General features: G+C 47.6%; 15 protein-coding genes. 8 read left to right on the forward strand and 7 right to left on the reverse strand.

Annotation, left to right across the window (positions count from 1 at the left end):
* Position 1: 1 nt before the first annotated feature.
* On the reverse strand, positions 2–1,147 hold the full coding sequence (locus KVT36_RS22440) for a HEAT repeat domain-containing protein (RefSeq protein ID WP_217605685.1): 1,146 nt from the start codon (positions 1,145–1,147) through the stop codon (positions 2–4).
* A 67-nt stretch (positions 1,148–1,214) separates the two neighbouring features.
* Positions 1,215–1,592 (reverse strand): PleD family two-component system response regulator, encoded by a 378-nt coding sequence (locus KVT36_RS22445; RefSeq protein ID WP_089915214.1) that lies wholly within the window; start codon positions 1,590–1,592, stop codon positions 1,215–1,217.
* A gap of 337 nt (positions 1,593–1,929) precedes the next feature.
* On the opposite strand from KVT36_RS22445, the gene KVT36_RS22450 reads away from it, so the two are divergent.
* The 3 genes from KVT36_RS22450 to KVT36_RS22460 are packed head-to-tail and all read left to right on the forward strand — an operon-like array spanning position 1,930 to position 7,230.
* A complete protein-coding gene (locus KVT36_RS22450; RefSeq protein WP_217605686.1) occupies positions 1,930–5,298 on the forward strand; it encodes a response regulator in 3,369 nt (1,122 codons plus the stop codon).
* Between the two features lie 13 nt (positions 5,299–5,311).
* The gene (locus tag KVT36_RS22455) at positions 5,312–6,136 is read left to right on the forward strand and encodes a protein-glutamate O-methyltransferase CheR (RefSeq protein ID WP_217605687.1); all 825 of its coding nucleotides are present in this window, start codon (positions 5,312–5,314) and stop codon (positions 6,134–6,136) included.
* Positions 6,137–6,141: 5 nt separating this feature from the next.
* Positions 6,142–7,230 carry a response regulator gene (locus KVT36_RS22460; protein ID WP_368670039.1) on the forward strand — a complete coding sequence of 363 codons (1,089 nt, stop codon included), beginning with the start codon at positions 6,142–6,144 and terminating at the stop codon, positions 7,228–7,230.
* A gap of 54 nt (positions 7,231–7,284) precedes the next feature.
* Here the strand turns inward: KVT36_RS22460 and KVT36_RS22465 are convergent, their stop codons facing one another.
* The 3 genes from KVT36_RS22465 to KVT36_RS22475 all read right to left on the reverse strand — a co-directional run bounded on the left by KVT36_RS22465 (position 7,285) and on the right by KVT36_RS22475 (position 8,900).
* Positions 7,285–7,842 carry a group 1 truncated hemoglobin gene (locus KVT36_RS22465; protein ID WP_217605689.1) on the reverse strand — a complete coding sequence of 186 codons (558 nt, stop codon included), beginning with the start codon at positions 7,840–7,842 and terminating at the stop codon, positions 7,285–7,287.
* 22 nt (positions 7,843–7,864) lie between these two features.
* Positions 7,865–8,293, reverse strand: a complete 429-nt coding sequence (locus tag KVT36_RS22470) for a hypothetical protein (RefSeq protein WP_217605690.1) — start codon at positions 8,291–8,293, stop codon at positions 7,865–7,867.
* Between the two features lie 373 nt (positions 8,294–8,666).
* Positions 8,667–8,900 (reverse strand): alpha/beta fold hydrolase, encoded by a 234-nt coding sequence (locus KVT36_RS22475; protein ID WP_217605691.1) that lies wholly within the window; start codon positions 8,898–8,900, stop codon positions 8,667–8,669.
* 312 nt (positions 8,901–9,212) lie between these two features.
* Between KVT36_RS22475 and KVT36_RS22480 the strand changes: the two genes are divergently transcribed.
* Positions 9,213–9,470 carry a hypothetical protein gene (locus KVT36_RS22480; RefSeq protein WP_217605692.1) on the forward strand — a complete coding sequence of 86 codons (258 nt, stop codon included), beginning with the start codon at positions 9,213–9,215 and terminating at the stop codon, positions 9,468–9,470.
* Positions 9,471–9,767: 297 nt separating this feature from the next.
* On the opposite strand, the gene KVT36_RS22485 is transcribed toward KVT36_RS22480, so the two are convergent.
* Entirely contained in the window at positions 9,768–10,223 is a 456-nt protein-coding gene (locus tag KVT36_RS22485) for a helix-turn-helix domain-containing protein (protein WP_217605693.1), read from the reverse strand.
* Positions 10,224–10,444: 221 nt separating this feature from the next.
* On the opposite strand from KVT36_RS22485, the gene KVT36_RS22490 reads away from it, so the two are divergent.
* From KVT36_RS22490 to KVT36_RS22505, 4 genes are all read left to right on the forward strand, one after another.
* Positions 10,445–14,512, forward strand: coding sequence for a two-component regulator propeller domain-containing protein (locus KVT36_RS22490; protein WP_254640145.1), 4,068 nt, complete (start codon positions 10,445–10,447; stop codon positions 14,510–14,512).
* A 245-nt stretch (positions 14,513–14,757) separates the two neighbouring features.
* A complete protein-coding gene (locus tag KVT36_RS22495; RefSeq protein WP_217605694.1) occupies positions 14,758–17,745 on the forward strand; it encodes a TonB-dependent receptor in 2,988 nt (995 codons plus the stop codon).
* A gap of 23 nt (positions 17,746–17,768) precedes the next feature.
* Positions 17,769–19,283 (forward strand): RagB/SusD family nutrient uptake outer membrane protein, encoded by a 1,515-nt coding sequence (locus KVT36_RS22500; protein WP_217605695.1) that lies wholly within the window; start codon positions 17,769–17,771, stop codon positions 19,281–19,283.
* Between the two features lie 4 nt (positions 19,284–19,287).
* Positions 19,288–20,313: a glycoside hydrolase family 43 protein gene (locus KVT36_RS22505; RefSeq protein WP_217605696.1), complete on the forward strand. Its 1,026-nt coding sequence runs from the start codon at positions 19,288–19,290 to the stop codon at positions 20,311–20,313.
* A gap of 68 nt (positions 20,314–20,381) precedes the next feature.
* Here the strand turns inward: KVT36_RS22505 and KVT36_RS22510 are convergent, their stop codons facing one another.
* Positions 20,382–20,945, reverse strand: a complete 564-nt coding sequence (locus tag KVT36_RS22510; protein WP_217605697.1) for a hypothetical protein — start codon at positions 20,943–20,945, stop codon at positions 20,382–20,384.
* Positions 20,946–21,012 lie beyond the last annotated feature (67 nt).

Here is a 21,012-nt window from a genome sequence, read left to right on the forward strand (position 1 = left end):
TTCAAAATTTAATCAAAGGATTCATGCAATGTTTCAGGATGCGTTTGTTTTCCGCAGTAGCGGTATCCACCAGCTCGGTGATCAGGTTTTTGGCTGCCCATTGATTCTTGATCAGTGATTTGGCGGCGTTCTTGCGCAGATCAAAATCGGTGGAGTGTAAAAATTCCTGCCGCAGAAAATCCACGTGTTTGCCGCTGCTAACACGGCCCATCAGCTTCAGGATCTCTATCTGGCAGTTCAGCGGCTGGCTGTTGTACATGCGTATCAGCTTATCTTCCACTTCCGCTATCTGCATTTTGCCCAGGCAGTTAATGGCATCGGCCCGCAGGTAATGGTCGCGCGTATCCAGCAGCTTTTCAACGGCCGGCACTGCGCTGATCTGGTTGTAATGCACTACCAGCTTCAGGCAGAAAGAGATAATGCTTTTATTGGATGAGTAGGTGATCCATTGTGCAAAATTGGGAATAGCAATTTTTTCCGTAGTGGAAATAATACGGAACAATTCCACCTGGTCCCATAACAGCAGCGGTTCTGTAGCCAGGTCAAAGAACTTGAAGGGCTCGTTCTTACTCAGTTTAATATACGCATGCCGGGCGGCCGCACGCAGCTCGCGGTTGCGGCTGTTGGTAAGCGGCAGAATGGTAACATCGGCTATGGACATGTTCATGCTGGTAAGCTCCGCCATGGCCTGCACCTTTTTATCCCATTTGCGCGACTTCATTTTTTTCAGGGATTCTTTATCCAGCTCCAGCTGTATGTACAGGTTGCGCAGCTGCTCGCCCATAATACCGCTTACATTATTGCGGTAGTGTATCAGCCGGTCTATCAGCGCCTGCCGCGCCCAGCGTTTGCGGAACACAGGCTGGTGAAAAGCATCTGCCGCCACGGGAATTTCTTCAGCATCTTCATGGATAAGCGCCTCGTTCATCAATACATTATCCAGCAGCAGCTGGTCAATGAGCGGGTGCAGCTTAGCCAGCTTTTTTTCATGCCGGTGGCCTTTATAGCGGCCTATGAGTATAGACAGGTAAGCAGTAATAGTGCAGGTAACGGCAATAAATATAAATACGCATGCGATCTGGATGATCAGCGGCGCATACCTAAGGTTATATAGGACAGATGTAAAAAATACAGGTAACACATTCATTTTTCAGTAGGATCAGTTATAACAGTGCCTGGCATACCGGCTAAAGCACCGGCAGCAAGCCACATGCCTATTTATATTGCATGAGCAATCTTTTTACGCGGATCAGTAATTCACCGGGCATTACCGGCTTTTTCAAAAAATCGTCGGCACCCAGCTTAAAACCTTCCAGCACCATATCCTCATTGCCCGCATTGGAAACAATGATCACCGGGATGGGCTTACCTTCTTTACGGTTCTTTACCTTGCTGATGATCTCAAAACCACTGGCGTAAGGCATTAATATATCTGTAATAATGAGGTCATAATCATAACCGGTGTCATCCAGCTTTTGAAAGGCCTCTTTACCGTTGGTAACATGGTCTATGCGGTATTCCTCCCGGTGCAGGATCCTCTCAACAATCTTTGGCATGACTTCATCATCTTCAACTAATAAGATCTTATTCATGTTGGCAGTTTTGGAATACCCCTATCGTTCACTGTATTCATAGAGTAGGGATTGTGGTGATGCATTAATTTTTTTAATAAACCGTTATCCGGTTAAAACAAGTATCAGTTCGGTATCCTAACGAGAAATTTTATCGAATATAAGCCATCGTAGCAAAAAAAAAAATATTACTCTTGTTTTACAACAAGGCGTGACGGCCTTTTTGGCGGATTGAGCATTAAGGGTGCTGAATGATAAAATGCAATCGAATGTTTGTATAACATTAAATTAACTGATATTTTTAAGTATATATTTGTCCATCACGAATTGATCATTTCCACTAGTTGGCGCCATATATATGAGACCAAAATTGAAGATAGGGCTATTCCTGGGCTTTGGGGTGGCCCTGGTATTAGTGATCACAGCAGGGATCTTTTCTTACCTGACCTTTAATAAACAACGTACAGAAGCCGGCTGGGTGGAGCATACGTATGAAGTAATTACCCTGAGCCAGCGTATTAACCGCATTGTGTACGAAATAGAATCCGCCGGTATCACCTTCCGCAGCACACATGATACGCAATACCTGGCGCCTTATTATGCCCAGCGCAGTAAGCCCTTGCCGCTGGTGCAGGAACTGAAGAAAATGGTGGCCGATAACCCAGCTGAAGCCCGGCGCGCCACGCAGATAGAAAATAACATGATTGCCCTGCTGAATTTCTGGGAACGGCTGGACACCAAACAGGACAGCAATTATATTTTTAGCCATGTAGTACCCATTGCAAAGGAGGAAAGAAAATACCTGAACCAGGTACATACCAGCCTCGCAGACCTGACAACTGCGGAAAGAAACCTGCTGGTAACCCGTAATGAGCAGAGCAACCGTGCGGTAAGCCGCGCCACAGTTATGCTGATCATTAACACCCTTTTAATTCTTCTGGTAGCCAGTATATTAATGATCATCTCTTACCGGGAGCTTAGCAATCGTATAAAAGCGCAGCGGGAGCTGAGGCACAAGCTGAATGAGCTGGTAAGCCTGAACAATACTACCAATGAAAAGAACTGGCTCCTAAGCGGTATAGGCCAGGTGAATGAAAGCCTGCACGGGCAAACCAGCATAATTCAGCGGGCAGAAAAATGCCTGCAAACATTGGTACAATACCTGGCCCTGCCTGCCGGTGCGATCTATTATTATGATGAAGAGGAAAAGCTGCTGAAGCTGGCCGCCGGCGTAGCCCTGCAGGCTAATCCCGTAAAAAACTATACTTTACAGGAAGGTTTGATCGGGCAGGCCGCCACTCAAAAAGAAATACAGGTACTAAAAGATATTCCAGCTCATTACTGGCAGATAAGCGCTGCAACCCTGACCGGCCAGCCTGGCGCTTTGTTATACGTACCGTTGTGGGTGGATAACCGGTTAATAGGCGTACTGGAGCTGGCTTCTTTCCTGGAGGTACAACCCAAGCAGCTAACCTTTTTAAAAGGCGTTACAGATGCTATTGCCATTGGCTTCCAGGCCGCTATTTCCAGAACCCGCATATTAAGCCTGCTGGAAACCGTGCAATCCCAAAAGCAGATACTGGAAACGCAACAAGGCAAATTACAGGAAACCAATAGTGAGCTGCGGGCCTCTGAAGAAGAATTGCGGGTGCATGAAGAGGAGCTGCGGCAGGTTAATGAAGAAATGAAAGCCAAGAACCATACCCTGGAGCTGGCTAAGCAGGAACTGGCGCGGAAAGCGCAGGAGGTGGAACAAAGCAGCAAATACAAATCGGAGTTTTTAGCTAACATGTCGCATGGGCTGCGCACGCCGCTGAATAGCGTGTTAATACTGGCCCGTCTGCTGGAAGAAAATAAAGAGCGCAACCTTTCTGCCAAGCAAATGGAGTACGCCGGCATTATTCACCGCTCCGGCTCCGACCTGTTAAAGCTGATCAATGACATACTGGACCTTTCAAAGATAGAAGCCGGTAAGCTGGAGATCAATATAGAGGAGGTGTCCATAGCCGCTGTGATGTACGACCTGGAACAGCTGTTCTATTTTGTGGCAGAACAAAAGCAGATCCACTTTATTACAACAATAGCGCCCGGGGTGCCCGCCAATATTCATACAGACAGGCAGCGGCTGGAACAGGTGATCCGGAACCTGCTGTCCAACGCATTTAAATTCACACCGTCAGGAGGTACCGTACGCCTGCAATGCCATATGCAGGACGATGGTTTGCATATAGCCGTTGCCGATACCGGCATGGGCATACCGTTGGATAAACAGCTGCAGGTGTTTGAAGCCTTCCGCCAGGCAGATGGTTCCACCAGCCGCAGGTTCGGCGGTACAGGACTAGGGCTTTCTATTAGCCGCGAGCTGGTGAAAATGTTAGGCGGTGAAATACGGCTGCAAAGCAGGGAAGGACAGGGCAGCACCTTTACCGTGGTAATGCCCGTAGCAGCCATTACACAGCAGATTTCTGCCGGCGTGGCCATCCCGCATGCCCCCATACCGTTTGGTTACCAGAAAGAGGCGGCGCCGGTTACAGACGACCGTGAGCAGCTGAGCAAAGGCGATACCGTAGTGCTGATCATAGAGGACGATGCGAATTTTGCCACCATCCTGCGCGACTTTGCCCGGCAAAAGGGATATAAAACAGTGGTAGCGCTGAATGGTAGCGATGGCCTGTTCTTTGCGCGCAAATACCTGCCGGCAGCCATTATACTGGATGTAAACCTGCCGTTTATTGACGGGCATAGCATTCTGAAGGTGATCCGCAATTCACCGGAGCTGAAACATATCCTTGTACACATCATTTCTTCCGGAGAAATATCCTTACAGGTAAGCGATCACATACAGGGATACACGCAAAAGCCTTTGCAGATGAATGACCTGGAAGCCGTATTCTCCGGCATTCAATACCATGTGCAGGAAGATCTGAAAAAGGTGCTGGTGATATCCGCTAACACCTTGCTGCAGGCGCCCTCCCTGCAACCGCTCAGCGATGAGCGGCAGCTGCACACAGAATACCGCCATGTAAAGCATATACAGGAAGCAGCCGGCATTTTGCCGCAGGAAAGCTTTGACGGCATAGTGCTGGATATTGGCAGCAATGTGCAGGAAGGCATCCGGCAGCTATCACTGTTAAGGTCTATAGTGGGAAAAGATAAGCCACTGATCGTATACCTGGACCGCGACATTTCCGAAGCAGATGAAATGCAGCTGAAAAAAGAAGCCGCTGCCATTATCCGCGATTCCACTTTTTCCCGTGACCGCTTGCTGGATGAGCTGGCGCTATTCCTGTTCCGGGTAAATGAAGCAAAGCAAGCTCCTTTGCAGGCAACAGCCCCGGCCCCTGCAGAGCAAAGCCTGGAAGGGCAAAAGGTGCTGCTGGCAGATGATGATATGCGCAACCTGTTTTCTTTAAAGGCATTATTATCCGGCAAAGGACTGCAGGTAATAACGGCTACAGATGGTAAAGAGGCACTGCAGCAGCTGGAAACCCACCCGGATATACGCCTGGTGTTAATGGATATTATGATGCGGGAAATGGACGGTTATGAAGCTATACGGCATATCCGCAATAACGAGCGTACCGCCCTGCTGCCGGTAATAGCGCTTACAGCCAAGGCTATGGGCGGCGACCGCGAGAAATGTATAAGCGCCGGCGCATCAGATTATATTGCCAAACCGGTAGATGGAAATAAACTTTTTTCACTGTTGCGTGTATGGTTAGGGTAAGCAGGTATATCCTATGAGTAATGAATTAAGCAATCACGATCTTTCCGGTGTATTACATGTGCTGAAGCTGCAGTATGGATTTGATTTTACCGGTTATATGCAGGCCTCCGTTAAACGGCGTATCCTTTATTTCATGGGGCATGAGGGAGTGCCTGGTGTGTTTGACCTGAAACACCGCCTGGTAAATGAGGCCGGTTTCCTGAACCGCATGGTGCAGTACATAACTGTGAATGTTACGGAGATGTTCCGGGATCCATCGTTCTTTAAAATATTGAAAACACAGGTGCTGCCTAAGCTGGCCGCCTATCCCATTATTAAGATCTGGCATGCAGGCTGTGCCACAGGCGAAGAAGCGCTGTCTATGGCCATCTTATTGCACGAAGCAGGTTTATTGAACAGAACGCGCATTTATGCCACGGACCTGAACCCCGCTAACCTGGAACGGGCCAGGGCGGGTATTGTGCCGGTAAGCGCCATGAAGCATAACACGCACAATTATATACAATCCGGTGGCCAGGCCGATTTTTGCGATTACTATACTGCCAAATACGACAGTGTGATCTTTAAAAAAGAGCTGCGTAAGCATATTACTTTTTCACAGCATAACCTGGTAACAGATGGTTCTTTCAATGAGTTCCAGCTGATCTGCTGCCGCAATGTGTTCATCTATTTTAAACGGGAGCTGCAGGCGCAGGTGTTACGGCTGTTTGAGGAAAGTTTGTCGCCGCACGGTTACCTGGCCCTGGGCACTAAAGAATCTATTCACGCCGCTGAAATAAGCCGGCAATTTGATACCGTGAATTTGCAACATAAAATATACCGCCATAACCAATCATAATGAATGTGAGCCGAACAAAAAAGATCACCATCCTGTTGGTAGATGACCGTCCTGAAAATCTTCACTCGCTGCAGGCTATGCTGGAAGCGGATCACCGGGAGTTTATACTGGCCGGCTCCGGCAGCGATGCCTTAAAGGAAGTACTGCGGCATGAGGAGATCGGGCTTATTTTACTGGATGTGCAGATGCCGGATATAGATGGCTTTGAAGTAGCCCGCCTGTTAAAGGCTGATCCGGAAACACGCAACATCTCCATTATTTTTGTAACTGCCAGTAATAAGGAAGAGCAGGATATGATGATGGGTTTTGAGCAGGGCGCCGTAGACTACCTGTTAAAACCGCTGAATGTAAATATATGCCGTGCCAAGGTGGATGTGTTTGAACGGCTGTATTTCTATGAACAGGAGCTAAAGCAAACCCTTGAAGAAAAAGAGCATGTGAACGGGCAGCTGGAACGGTTCATGCATACGGTAGCGCATGACCTGAAATCGCCGCTTTCCGGTGTGGCCGGCCTGTTATTATTACTGAAAGAAGAAAAGCAATTGCAGCAGGCGCCGGAACTTATGAACTACCTGGAAATGGCTATCAGCTCTGCTACCCAGCTTTCTGATATGATCAGCGCCATACTGGAATACAGCAGCCTTCACCCGCTGCAGCAGGCAGCGGAAGAGGTGGATGTGCCGGAGCTGCTGGAACAGCTGGTAGAGCTGCTGTTTCCGCCGGATCATGTGAAGATCCACATTGAGCCGCAGTTACCGGTGCTGCATACCAACCGGCAAAAGTTATGGCAGGTGTTCCAGAATTTATTAAGCAACGCCATTAAATACAACGATAAACAGGAAACCGTGATCAGTATAGGCGGGGCATTAAAAGGAGAGTTCTACGAATTTTATGTAAAGGACAATGGCCCCGGTATTGAAGAAAAAGACAACACCCGCATTTTCCGGTTATTTGAAACACTGGATGAGGATGATACAAAAGGAACAGGTGTAGGGCTTAATATCCTGAAACTGCTGGTGGAAGCGCAGGGCGGCAAGGTGTGGGTAAGATCTGTAGCAGGGGAGGGGAGCTGTTTTTATTTTCAGTGGAGATAAAAAAAGTGCCTCAACTTTCATTGAGGCACGTTACTGTATATATGAAAACCCCGTTTATTTCTGCACCACTGCAGGGCGTACTGTTTCTACTACTTTACCAACCTGGCCGATCAGCTGGTCAGAAAGGCCGTTCTTTTTAGCCGCAGCTACCAGGTCCACTATGAACTCATCAAAATCAGCATTGGCTGCTTTGCCGTTCATACGGGAGTTCTGGGCCGGGTCGTGCGCAGCCACCATGCTCTTACCGCCATACTGGAAGTTTTTAGCGCCTGTAGCCACACAGAAAAAGTCTGTCAGATTTTTGCTCAGCGCCTGGAAACCGCTGGTATTGCCGGAGGTAACCTCTGCCAGTAATACGGTAAAGAAACCATTGAGCTTTGAATCACCTGCAATTACAAAAATGGCGCTGTCCACTACAGAACGGAGGCCCAGGCGGCCCTTTTCTATCATCATGCCTGCATTCGCAGGGTCGCTTACCATCGTAGTGCCACCTAAGGAATCATACAGGGTCATTTTAGTGGGAGTGTCTGTATTCTTGTCTTTCTTACAGGATTCCATTACTGCAAAGGCGGCCACCAGGCCAAGGACAAATAACAATGTTGACTTTTTCATGTGGGTTGATTGATTTTACTATTTAAAAAATGTATTTAACAATGCTGGTGATCTTAGACGCAAAGGAGGCGCCCATAGCCGGGCATCCCTGCTTCATTTCTTCAGCGCCTGGCAGATACCGGTCACCTGGATAATGAAGCGCCATTTTAAAATTGTGTACGATGTCGGTAGCGCTGGTTTTTACCGGAAAAAAAGTAAACACCACGATCCTGGACTGCGGGTTTACCATTACGCGGTCTACTCCTTGCTGCTGGTACATCCAGGAAGATATCTTATCCGCATCCTGCTGTGAAAGCGGCTGTTTAATATCTATCCGAGCCATAATACGGGTATGTGCATCCGGTGCCTTGGGGCGTGTAACCATATAAATGTGTACCGCTAATACTACTGTCAGGCACAGGAATATACTACCTCCCCACAGGAGGATCTGTTTTACAGTTTTCCTTTTCATAAATGTGTTTTGAATATGTTTAGGTCCTGTGTATAGCAGGGCCACAGGATTGTTGACCTTAAGAATAATGCTTCTGTATATTTGTTGTTTCCTGGAACGGTTACATATACGAGGGGGTTTTATAAAAAGTTTGGGAGGGGAGATTTTTTGTTTTGTGGTGTTTGATGGCGAGGAGGGGTGGCTTATAGTAGATAATATTCCTGAGCCTGTAGTTTAAAATGATTGATTGAAACTGCTAGTACAAGGAGGAAGTGGAAAATCGGCTGGGGCAGGAAGGATAAAGCTTACGGAAGATAATCACCGCATGTATTGCAGCGAATAAACTTAAATGGCTTTAAGTATTTTCATAAATGTATCCGCTTGTTCCTGAGTTTTAATAACTCTGTACTTCGGGTAGTATATCTGCCTCAATTTCTAAATAGTTATTGTCGCGTTTTAAGGTAATGAAAGGACCCGATTTTCCGTATCCCAGCCTGTCATACGCCAATACATTGCAATCAGCTAATGCGCCAAGGTTTTTCGGGAAATCCCTCCAAAGTTCAATACAGCCCAGGCTATCATGTAAAAGAACGATGGTAGGCTTGTTTGGATCTTTTTCATGTTTCAAAACATGTAGTTCGCCAACAGAAGTGCTAATATTAAAGTGCATTGTTGTATCCTCCTCCTTTTGTCATATTCCATACGGAAAATGATGTAATATTACCGGAAATCCATCATAATGGAATTACCTATTGTTCAATATAAAAGGCACCGCGTTGCTTATTCAGTAGCAGCAGTCATCGGTTTCCTGGCCGCATGCCAGGGTTTTTACTGGCTTGCAAGTAGGAGTGTAGCTTCGTTTTTCGGCTGGTTTTTTTTGACGATAGGCCTTATTGCATTTGGCCGCTGTACCTGGGTTGCTATTAAAAATTCCCTGGTGATGGAGCTGAATCATGAAGGAATTAAATACAAAGGATCTTGTTATGCATGGAACACCCTGCGCAGTTATGGTATAAGGGAGGAGACCGGTGAAAGCGGCTCATTCAATTACCTGATATTATACTTTAATGATGGCGGAGGCGCGTTAGAGATCCAGCTGGATTGGATGGATAATAATGAATCTATACCGGAACAAATGGCGGTTTATGCAAAAGCTTTCCAGGTTGAGTTTGATGGGGTAGTGAAAAAGGAAGTGTGAGATCAAAGCGCCTGTCATCTTTATCAGGCAGCGTAAGATCTTTAATTAGGGATCTATAACCTTTTACACTTGCGTCAGGAAAAGCAGTGTTCATTGCCTTTACTGTCTTTCGCAATTTACTTTCTGATAATGCCGGCCGGTTGATCAGGAGATTGCTGATCCACTCTTGCTGGATTTCATCGGTCCACTTAGGCTTATATAAGTTGGTTGCTGCCAATCGTAACAAAAAATCCCGTAATGGAGCCGGGTAAAGTACATTGGCATCCAGTATTACAATGGGGTTAAACAAATTGACCATCAGTATCCCATGTTAAGTTCTTGTGCTTGTTTAGCAAGAAAATCAAGGTTCTCTGTTCTGCTCTTTTTCTGTTTCTTATCGTACTCCACCAGGTCTTTAAGCAGGATACGGCGATGTGTACCGGCTTTACTAAAAGGAATGATACCTTTTTCCAGCAGTTTAATGACGTGTGGTCTTGAAACGCCCAGTAGATCGGCTGCTTGTTGGGTGCTAACTTCATTATCAGGTTGGATGATGGCAATGGATCTTCCATCAGCCATATTATCCAATATGTCGAACAATAAGAACAGTGCCTTGGTTGGAATTTCCAATGGTTCGCCCTTTCCCTGAATATTTATAGTAACTACATTGCTACGATCATCTGAAACTTTTTTTGATGCCAGGTGAACCTGCTTGATAGAGGCTTTTGCGATCTGCTGATCCTTTTTAGTAGTTTTTTCAATAATTGCGTCCATGTCTCTTTACTTTAGCTATACAAATATAGCTAAACGAAATAAACGAAACAAAATAACTACCAGGCAAGTTACGAGTAAAGAATATAATTAATTGTATTGCAATTAATTATAAGAATTGTTTGTAGGGGCCTTTTATTGTGAATAAAATGTCAATACACCCCAATTAACCAAAATATTTCCTTACTTTATAGCACGTTGTGAATAACATAAATCAGTGAACAATGATGAGGTATCTCAAGCCGGCTATTTTGTGGGCATTATGTGCTTTTTCCATACGGCCAAACACCTTTGCCCAATCCATTCCGCCGCTTACTTACCTGGGTATTGAACAGGGGCTGTCCAATAATGCCGTTACCAGCATTTACCAGGACTATAACGGGTTTATGTGGTTCGGAACCTATGATGGATTGAACCGTTATGATGGATATAACTTCACCATTTACCGGAATGAATTTAATGATACCAATTCCGTGGCCGATAACCGCATAACCTGTATCACAGAAAGCCACGACAACCGCCTATGGGTAGGCACCCGCAGCGGCATCAGTATTTATAACAATGCTACAGCGCGTTTCTCCGGCCTTAGCTACCTCCCCTATAAAGGCAGCGCAGCCAGGAAGGTGCTGGTTTCCATAAATGCCCTCAAACCAGGGTCTAAAGGAAGTATGTTCATTGGCACTGATGGGGAAGGCCTGCTCATTTATAACCCGGGCGGCGCAGCAAAACAGGCGCCCCTCAGGAACGGGAACACGGTTAGCGCGCATTATGAGGTAATGTCCATAGAGCTGGATGCTGGGCAGCATGCCTGGCTGTTTGTGCGCAATGTAGGGCTTTGCCGCTATGATGATAACAGCGGCACCATAAGTGTGATCAATAACAGCATCCGGAATGGCATTGCCCTGCAGGCAGATAACCACGGCCGCCTGTGGCTGGGTACCGATGACGGGCTATATAAATACACCATTGCATCCAATACATTTAACAACATGCTGTTAACGCATTCCAAAAGGGTAGTGCGCCTGGCCATAGATAAACAGGATCAGCTGTGGATAGCATCTGACGGGGAAGGCGTTTTTACAATGCCGCTGGCCACCGGCAAGGTTACGCGGCTGGTATCGGCCAAGAACAAAGAGCTGCTTACCAGCACCGCGGTATATGCTATCCACGAAGATCATGAAGGCCGCAAATGGATCGGTACCCTGCGGGGTGGCATCAATATCCTGGATCCCGGCAAAACCGGTTTTGCCGCCATCACGCACGATCCCCTTAATGCCAATAGCCTGATCAATGATTTTACCCTCTCGCTTTGTGAAGATGCGGATCACAATATCTGGATCGGTACCGATGGCGGCGGGCTCAGTGTCTGGAACCGCAAACAGGACCGGTTCACCAACTTCCAGCAGCTAACAGGCAGCCATTCCCTGTGCAGTGATTTCGTAACCAGCATTGTCAGCGATTTTCAGCATACCATATGGATCACCACCTGGGGCGGGGGCATTTACCGCTATAACAAAACAGCCCGCTCTTTTGAGCATTATGCCTGTTTTAATCCGCTCAGTGGGCGGGAAGATAAAAATACCTGGCTGCTCTATGAAGATACCCAAAAAACGCTGTGGGCAGGCGTTTGCACCAATGGGTTGCTTTACCGGCTAAACAGGGCCGCCAACCGTTTTGAGGTGTTTGACAGTACCCTTACCAACATCCTTTCCATGGCGGAAGACAGCAGCGGCAATTTCTGGGCAGGAAATTATACCTCCTTAATAAAAGTGGACAGGGTCACTAAAAAACACCGGGTATATGATATTGGTTATGCCGTGCGCGTTTTTCATGAGGACAGGGACGGCAATTGCTGGGTAGGTACTGAAGGCGGAGGTCTGCTGCAATTTAACCGGGAAACCGGCGCCTATACCAGGTTCACAAAAGCCAATGGTCTTTCCAATAACTCCATTCTGAATATACTGGAAGACAAACGAGGCAACTTATGGATCAGCACATTTTACGGCATCTCAAAATTTAATCCCCGGGAAAAAAGCTTTAAAAATTTCTCCCAATCCGATGGGTTGCTGTGCAACCAGTTCAACTATAACGCCGCCCTGGCCCTGCCTTCCGGCGAGTTTATCTTTGGCGGCATCAAGGGGCTCAATATCTTTTACCCCGATAGTTTGCAGTATGTTTCAAATATGCCCAAAGTAATGCTCACGGGGTTAAAGATCGCAAATACCCCGGTAGAGCAGGCCGGTGCTTATGTTACACAAAGCACACAGGATCATGTACAGGCGCTGAGCATACCATATAATAAAGCAATGATCGCATTTGATTTTGTAGCGCTTGAATACTCAGCCCCGGACAAAATAGACTATGCCTATTATATGGAAGGCTGGGACAAGGACTGGAACTATGTAGGCAAATCAAGAACCGCCAATTACACCCGTTTAACAGAAGGCAGCTATACCTTCCGGTTAAAGAGCACCAATGCAGAAGGTGTTTGGAACACCCATGAGTACATCCTGAAAATAACCGTGCTGCCACCCTGGTACAGAACCTGGTGGGCCTACCTGCTGTACCTGTCCGCCATTGCCGGCCTGGCCTACATCTACCTCCGGTACAAAGCGCAAAAAACAAAGCTGGCCTTTGATATACGGGTAGCCCGCCTGGAAACAGAGAAAGAAAAGGAGCTGAATGAAAAGAAGTTGGCCTTTTTTACAAATGTATCCCACGAGTTCAGAACGCCGCTTACGCTCATCATTAATCCCGTGAAGGAAATGCTGAACACTGGTGATAAACCGGCAGGCAACGGCCTGGAAGTAGTATACCGGAATGCCCGGCGCCTGCTAAGCCTTGTGGATCAGCTGCTGCTGTTCCGTAAGGCCGACAGTGAAGGCGATAAATTGAAAATAACCTGTATCAACCTCCATGACCTGTGCAAAGAAGTATACCTGTGTTTCATTCAGCAGGCCGGCGCTAAGCATATTCACTACACCTTCAGCTGCGATAACCAGCAGCTGGAAGTATATGCCGACCGGGAAAAGATAGAGATCGTGTTATTCAACCTGCTCTCCAATGCGCTGAAGTTTACGCCGGACAGTGGAACAGTTAGCTTTATGGTCAGTGAGGAGGAGAACGATATTATTGTTAACATTACAGATACCGGCTGCGGTATCACCGAAAGCGCCCGCCAGCGGATGTTTGAAAGATTTTACCAGGTAAAGGAGAAGAGCGTGCCGGGCAAAACCGGTTTCGGTATAGGGCTATACCTCTCAAAGCATTTCATTGAAAGCCATAAAGGTCATCTATCCTTTACCAGTGTGGCAGGGCAGGGAGCTTCATTTACCGTGCGCCTCAAAAAGGGAACCAGTCACTTTGCCGGGCAGTATATTTTTGAAGAGCTGCCGGAAAGCGCTGCGCTGCTGGAAGAGCTTATGGGCAATATCAACACGGAAACGCCCCTGGCAGAAAAAGAGCAAAGCCTGATGGGCGATATTATTTCCGGTAAGCGGTCCATCCTGGTGGTGGACGATAACCCGGAGATCAGGGACTACCTCCGGCAGCTTTTCCGCGAAAAGTTCCTTTTCCATGAAGCAGACAATGGAACGGACGGGCTGGAGCTGGCCCGGGAACATTGCCCGGACATTATTATAAGCGATGTGGTCATGAAAGGAATGAACGGGGTGGAATTGTGTAACGCCATCAAACAGGATCCCTCCCTGAACCATATCCCGGTGGTGCTGCTCACCGCTAACCCTTCCCAGGAAACCAAGCTGCGGGGCATTGAATGCGGTGCAGACGATTATATTGTAAAACCGTTTGAAAAAGAGCTGCTGCTGGCCCGTATTCACAACATCCTCCAAAACCGGAATGTGCTGCAGCGCTATTTCTTTGACAAGATCACCCTTAAAAAGAACAATGCCCGCGTCTCTGCCGAATACAAGGATTTCCTGGAACGCTGTATCAGCATTGTAGAGGATAACCTGGATAATGACACCTTTAACATTAAGATCCTGGCCACAGAAATAGGCATGAGCCATTCCGGCCTTTATAAGAAAGTAAAATCAGTTTCCGGGCAATCCGTAAATGCCTTTATCCGGTTCATCCGCCTGCGCCGTGCAGCAGTATTATTGCTTAGCACAGACTGCAATGTAAGCGAAGCCGCCTTTGAGGTAGGCATCAATGACATGAAATATTTCCGGGAACAATTCTACAAACTCTTTGAAATGAACCCCTCTGAATACATCAAAAAGTACCGCAACACCTTTAATAAGGACTTTAATGTGGTAAACTGGAAAGAATAACCACCATTTTACCAGTTTACCCCCTCTATTTGATCATTTACCCCCGGTGGTTTCCCGGCCGGCGGTCCTATACTTGCATTCAACAACACAGACCGGGCATTGCAAATGCGCGGTTCAGGGAGGCAAGAAAAGGGACAACATTCAACCAATTAGTTTCCACGGTACAAAAATCAGATTGTCATGTAGCCGGCCCCGAGTAAGCAGGGCGGTACCATCTGGCAATTAAAAATTTAAATCCTTATCAGATGAAAATTTATCTCGCGTTATGGAAGAAATGGGGATTCCTCTGTTTCATTTTCTGCAACTATTCAATGCTCCTTTATGCACAGCAGCCCGTTAGCGGAAAGGTCAGTGCCGGTGATACGGCCCTGCCGGGTGTGGTTGTGTATATAAAAGGTACCTCCGTTAATACCCAAACAGACGGTAGCGGGCGGTTCACCGTTAATGCTCCTGCCGGGGCCACCCTCTCTTTCAGCCTCATGGGCTACGGCAGCAAAGAGGTGCCGGTAGGTAACCGCAGCTTTATCAATGTACAGCTGGAATCCGTTACCCAGGGCCTGGGCGAAGTAGTAGTGGTAGGTTATGGCACCCAAAAGCGGAAAGACCTTACAGGCGCCATTTCCTCCCTGAATGCCACGGTCTATAAAGATCAGCCGGTGCTCAACGCCTCCTCCGCACTGCAGGGCAGGGTGGCCGGCGTATCTGTAGCTAACAGCTCCGGGGCGCCAGGCGGCGCGGTAAAGATCCGCATCAGGGGCGCCAATTCCATCAACGCCAGTAATGATCCCCTCTATGTAATTGACGGGGTGGCGCTGAGCAGCATTAGCATACAGGACATCAATGTAAATGATATTGCCTCCATGGACGTGCTGAAAGACGCCTCCGCCACCGCTATTTACGGATCGCGCGGCGCCAATGGCGTTATCATTATCACCACCAAAAATGGTAAGGCCGGCACCATGCATATTGAATACAATGGTTTCCTGAGCAGCAACAAACCCATGAAGAAGTATGATCTGCTGGATGCGGTAGGCTATGCACAGCAGGCCAATCATATTGCGGGATCATCCGTTTTCGCGGATCCTTCATCTTATGCCGGTAAGGGAACCAACTGGCAGGATCTGATCTTCCATACCGGTATTACACAAAACCACCAGCTTTCCGTTTCCGGCGGAACAGACAAGTCCAGGTATTATATTTCCGGTTATTACGTAAACCAGTCAGGCCTGTTGGTGAACACCGGCCAGGAAAAGTTTGCACTGCGCGCTAACCTGGATAGTAAGTTAAGCAACCGGGTAAGCATAGGGCTGGGCATCTTTGCCGCACATTCCAACTCAAACAATAACGGCGATATTGGCGGCAAGGGTAACCCCGTAACCGCAGCGCTGGCATGGGCGCCAACTGAGCCGGTATATGATTCCGGTTCCCAGTACAACCGCTTTGCCATTTCCCCCATCTGGTCTAACCCTTACATGACCATCAGGGAAAGGAACAGCGTTACCTCTTCCAATTCCGCAGTGCTTAACGGACACCTTGCCTACAACATTACAGACTGGCTTGCACTGAACATTAACCTGGGGCTGGATGTAAATAATTCACGCAATGCCTATCTGAATAACGACTGGATAAGCCCCGGCAATCCGGGGTCCGGCCAAAGCTCTGTAGAAAGCTATACTTTCCAGAACAGTAACTCGCTTACCTTTCACAAAAAGTTCAATGAAAAGCATGACCTAACGGTAATGGGTATAGTGGAAGAAACTTCCAGCAAGTACAATTCTTTCACCGCCGCCGGCTCAGGGCTTACCTCTACCTCTAACGGTTATTATAACCTGGGGCTCAATACCTCCCAGGGTATTTCATCAGCCTATACCAATTGGGCGCTGCTCTCTTATGTAGGCCGTGCTTCGTATACATTTAACGATAAATATCTTATTACTGCTACTTACCGGGCAGATGGTTCTTCCAAGTTCCAGACCACCGCCAACAAGTGGGGATACTTTCCTTCCATTGGAGTGGGCTGGCGCCTGTCTGAAGAATCCTTCATCAAAGACCTGGGCATTTTCTCCAACCTGAAGCTGCGCGCCAGCTGGGGCATTACGGGCAACCAGTCCATTAATCCATACAGCAGCCTTGGACTGCTTACAGGCATGCAATATTCTTATGGCACCACTACGCTGTACCAGGGTTACCTGCTGGGAAGCCCCAGCAATCCGGATCTGAAATGGGAAACTACCAAGCAAACAGATATAGGCCTGGATGTAGGACTGCTGGGCGGACGCTTGAACATTAGCGCCGATTACTATAACAAACGCACAAAAGACCTGCTGCTGCAGGTGCCCATTGCCAGCTACGACGGCGGCGGCACCATGTATAAAAATGTAGGTGTGGTAAATAATAAAGGCTTTGAAGTTTTTGTGGATCTGACAGCCATACAGCAGGGTGATTTTTCCTGGACCACCAGCATCAACGCATCTGCTTACAGGAACAAGGTCGTAAGCCTGGGTAAAGATTCCATCCTGTACCGGCCTGTTATTGGCGGCGGATTAATTAACACCAACATACAGGTGGTAAAAACCGGGGAGTCGCTGGGCGCATTCTATCTTATTCCCTGGCAGGGCATTTACAGGACCGATGACAACAGAACAGGAGGTAAAGCAGGCGATAACCGCTATACAGACGTAAGCGGCAACGGCTCTATCGGTTATGAGGACCGTGTTATTGCGGGCAGCGCCATCCCCAAATTCCAGTGGGGCTTTAATAACAACTTCCGGTATAAGCATCTTGAGCTGAACGTGTTTGTGCAGGCATCGCATGGCAACAAGATCTTTAACGCCACCTATGCAGGTATAGCAGCGCCAACCAGCGATGTGAAATACCCTACCCTGGCAGCATCCGCTAACTATTGGACAAGCAGCAATACCGGCACCGTATGGGCCGATCCTGCCAGTAAAACTAACCGCAGCTACGTGGAATCTACCCAGTACCTGCAGGATGGCAGTTATGTGCGGCTGAAGAATATTAGCCTTTCTTATACACTGCCAAAAAAGGCTACCCGTTTTGCCGATGTACGCTTTACCCTGAGCGCGCAGAACCTGTATACCATCACTAATTATAAAGGATACGATCCGGAGGCCACGTCTACTTCCGCTACCAGCGATGCTGATGCCGGTATTGACCTGGGTGCGTATCCCTCTCCGCGCACCTTTACATTCGGGGTAAATATTTCTTTATAACGATCATGTTAAAACTTGAACGAATGAAATCGCATATAATAATTGTTTGCCTGCTGCTTTTGCTAACCGCATCCTGCAGCAAGGATTTCCTGAAGGAAGATCCGAGAAGCAACCTTACACCGGATAATTTCTATAAAACATCAAACGATCTGAATATGGCCGCTATTGGGCTGTATACACAAGTGAATGGAGCCTTTAACCAGTCTGCAGGTTTCTCTACGCTGTGGGGCGGGGATGATATGACCGTGGCCCGTGCCGGCAACAAAATATCTTACTCCGATTTTGATACCTACCAGGCCAACTCCTCCAACGACCGTATGACCAACTGGTGGAGCTATTTTTACGCCACTATCAAATCAAGCAATTCGTTGATCAATAATTACCAGAATGCTACAGAAGCATCGGAAGATGATAGGAACCACGCAGCCGGCCAGGCTTATTTTTTCCGTGCACTCAGCTATTTCTTCCTTACCCGCACCTGGGGAGAGGTACCGCTGACCACAGATAATACGGTAGATTATAACAGATCCAAATCACAGCCAGCAGAGATCTACGCATTAATAGTAGCTGATCTGCAGAAGGCAGAAGTTATGCTGCCCGATGTATGGGATGGCACTAAAAGGCAGAGCGGTGTAGATATACCGCCTACCCGCGGCTCCGCAAAAGCGCTGCTGGCCAATGTATACCTGACCATGGCAGGCTGGCCGCTCAAACAAACAGATAAATATGCGCTGGCCGCAGCCAAAGCCAAAGAGGTGATAGATAACAAGGCTACCTGGGGTTATGACCTCACCACCAACTATGCAGACCTTTGGAAGAAAGGAGGGAAGTTCAACCACGAAACAGTATTCGGCTGCTACTACAATGTAAATGTATCCGGCTGGGCATGGGAAAACTACAATATGCTAACGCCAAATGCGTATGCGCCGGATGATGAAGGCGGCTGGGGCGATGGTTACGGAGAGATCAATTTCTACAAGAAATTTCCGCCGGGCCCCAGGAAAGAAGCTACTTACCAGTCTGTATACTATCTCAACAACGATCCCGGTAAAGCTGTTGACTGGACTGGCACACTGCACAAACATCCGTATTTCTTTAAGTTCCGTGATGATGATGCGTTCAACCCGGTAAACCATGTGAACAATAACTGGATTGGCGGCCATACCGTGCCGGTGATCCGCTATGCAGAAGTATTGCTTACTTATGCAGAAGCAAAGGCCATGTCTGCCTCCCCGGATGCAACCGCCTATGCCGCCATCAACCAGGTAAGGAACAGGTCCGGGATTGCTAACCTTGTTGCCGGTTTATCCCAGGCAGCCTTCCGCGACTCGGTAATAGCAGAGCGGGGCTGGGAATTTGCAGGTGCTGAACCTGCAGCCCGCTGGTATGATCTGATACGTACGGAAACAGTGGCCAAAGCCAATTCAGACCGGGATGTTTCAGAAGAAGCATTGAAGAACATTCCGAACGATGCTTCACATACCTTTTACTGGGCGCCCATACCCGTAGGCGATAAGCAACTGAACCCAAATCTGTAACAACATGAGAAGCATTACAGCACTATGGTTATTCCTGCTGGTAGTACCGGCATACATAACAGGTTATGCGCAACAGCAATATATTATTCCCGGCGCCAGCTGGCAGGATACCGCAGGTAACCAGATCAATGCGCATGGCGGCGGTATCCTGTACTACAACGGCATCTATTACTGGTATGGCGAAATAAAGAAAGGCACCACCTGGCGGGTACCCGGATCCACCTGGGAAAACTACCGGGTGAATGCAGGCGGCATCTCCTGCTACTCATCCAAAGACCTGCTGCACTGGAAGCCGGAAGGGGTAGCCCTGCAGTCCGACGCAACAGACAGCACCAATGACCTGCATATCAGCAAGGTCATAGAAAGGCCTAAAGTGATCTATAACAAAAAGACCGGCAAGTTTGTGATGTGGATGCACATAGACTCCCAGGATTACAGCTACGCCAGGTCAGGTGTGGCGGTAAGCGACAAGCCCGAAGGGCCCTTTCAATACATTGGCAGCGTGCGGCCCAATGGCAATATGGCCCGGGATATGACCATTTTTCAGGACGATGATGGCAGGGCCTATCATTTCTATTCATCAGAAGAGAATCAGACCATGCATATCTGCGAGCTGACGGACGATTATCTTTCACACACTAAAAATGATCACCGTATACTGGTACAACAGGCCAGGGAAGCGCCGGCTGTATGCAGGTACAATAACCGGTTTTACCTGTTCACTTCCGGCTGCACCGGGTGGTCGCCCAACGCAGCATCTTATGCCACGGCAGATAGTATTATGGGCAGCTGGACCGCGCATGAAAATCCCTGCCATGGCAGGGATGCTGACAGCACCTACCATGCGCAAAGCACCTATGTGCTGCCCGTGCAGGGCCAAAAGGACACGTTTATTTTTATGGCAGACAGGTGGAACAAAACTGACCTGGAAGCATCCCTATACATATGGCTGCCGCTGAAATTTAATGCCGAAGGAAAACCGGATATTTGGTGGAAAGAAGAGTGGACGATAGAGGGAGCAGCGCTGTAAGCGCTGTTCCTCTTTGAATAGTAGCATTATTGTCTTTGTCGGCTGGCTGCGTATATTTTTTTCCTCATTTAATTTACTGGATATCGCCCAACCGCCTCAATACCTTTGTCTGTGAATTTTAGAATTTCTGTTGTTATGGGATAGCCAGACTGCTTATATTCGTCAACTACTACCTGGCCAATACGTTTTGAGAAAAAGTCGAGGTCTTTTTCTGAGAAAATATAACAAAAATCTCTGACTGGAATAACTGCATAAAAAGGAAAGCCAAAATCTTTTTTTACTTTTTCTTTCATAGCCGGAGCAAACAGTAAAGCAGCTTTCAACGTTGGATATTCAGGTTCTATAAGTCCAAGTTTACGGTTTTCTATTGTGTCAAATGAAATTTCAGTCTTTGCCAAAAGATTGTCAGCATTTGTATTTGCCTGGCTGTCCAATTCAGTTTCAGTTATTCCCCATTTATTTAAATCGTCTTGTGAAATCCAGGAAAATTTGCTTTGTCCGCTATGTACATATACTTTACTGAATTCATCTGTAACTTTAGTGTGAATAAAATCCTTAAACTCGTAATCGTTAGGGAAAAGCGAAATGTAAATGTCGCTTTTAGCGTCAACCCATTTTGAAGGTATCCCCACGAGCAAATACATATTTTAGCATCACGGCAGTTGGCATACATTAGACATTCAAATCTAAGCGATGCCA

Origin of the sequence: Chitinophaga sp. GbtcB8 (genome assembly GCF_019091455.1) — a bacterium.
GTDB lineage: Bacteria > Bacteroidota > Bacteroidia > Chitinophagales > Chitinophagaceae > Chitinophaga.

What these genes read in the sequence shown, in the direction of transcription:
- KVT36_RS22505 (WP_217605696.1), top strand. Translation starts at nt 19,288, where the DNA reads ATGAGAAGCATTACAGCACTATGGTTATTCCTGCTGGTAGTACCGGCA.
- KVT36_RS22490 (WP_254640145.1), top strand. Translation starts at nt 10,445, where the DNA reads ATGATGAGGTATCTCAAGCCGGCTATTTTGTGGGCATTATGTGCTTTT.
- KVT36_RS22480 (WP_217605692.1), top strand. Translation starts at nt 9,213, where the DNA reads ATGGAGCTGAATCATGAAGGAATTAAATACAAAGGATCTTGTTATGCA.
- KVT36_RS22445 (WP_089915214.1), bottom strand. Translation starts at nt 1,592, where the DNA reads ATGAATAAGATCTTATTAGTTGAAGATGATGAAGTCATGCCAAAGATT.
- KVT36_RS22450 (WP_217605686.1), top strand. Translation starts at nt 1,930, where the DNA reads ATGAGACCAAAATTGAAGATAGGGCTATTCCTGGGCTTTGGGGTGGCC.
- KVT36_RS22440 (WP_217605685.1), bottom strand. Translation starts at nt 1,147, where the DNA reads ATGAATGTGTTACCTGTATTTTTTACATCTGTCCTATATAACCTTAGG.
- KVT36_RS22495 (WP_217605694.1), top strand. Translation starts at nt 14,758, where the DNA reads ATGAAAATTTATCTCGCGTTATGGAAGAAATGGGGATTCCTCTGTTTC.
- KVT36_RS22485 (WP_217605693.1), bottom strand. Translation starts at nt 10,223, where the DNA reads ATGGACGCAATTATTGAAAAAACTACTAAAAAGGATCAGCAGATCGCA.
- KVT36_RS22465 (WP_217605689.1), bottom strand. Translation starts at nt 7,842, where the DNA reads ATGAAAAAGTCAACATTGTTATTTGTCCTTGGCCTGGTGGCCGCCTTT.
- KVT36_RS22455 (WP_217605687.1), top strand. Translation starts at nt 5,312, where the DNA reads ATGAGTAATGAATTAAGCAATCACGATCTTTCCGGTGTATTACATGTG.
- KVT36_RS22500 (WP_217605695.1), top strand. Translation starts at nt 17,769, where the DNA reads ATGAAATCGCATATAATAATTGTTTGCCTGCTGCTTTTGCTAACCGCA.
- KVT36_RS22470 (WP_217605690.1), bottom strand. Translation starts at nt 8,293, where the DNA reads ATGAAAAGGAAAACTGTAAAACAGATCCTCCTGTGGGGAGGTAGTATA.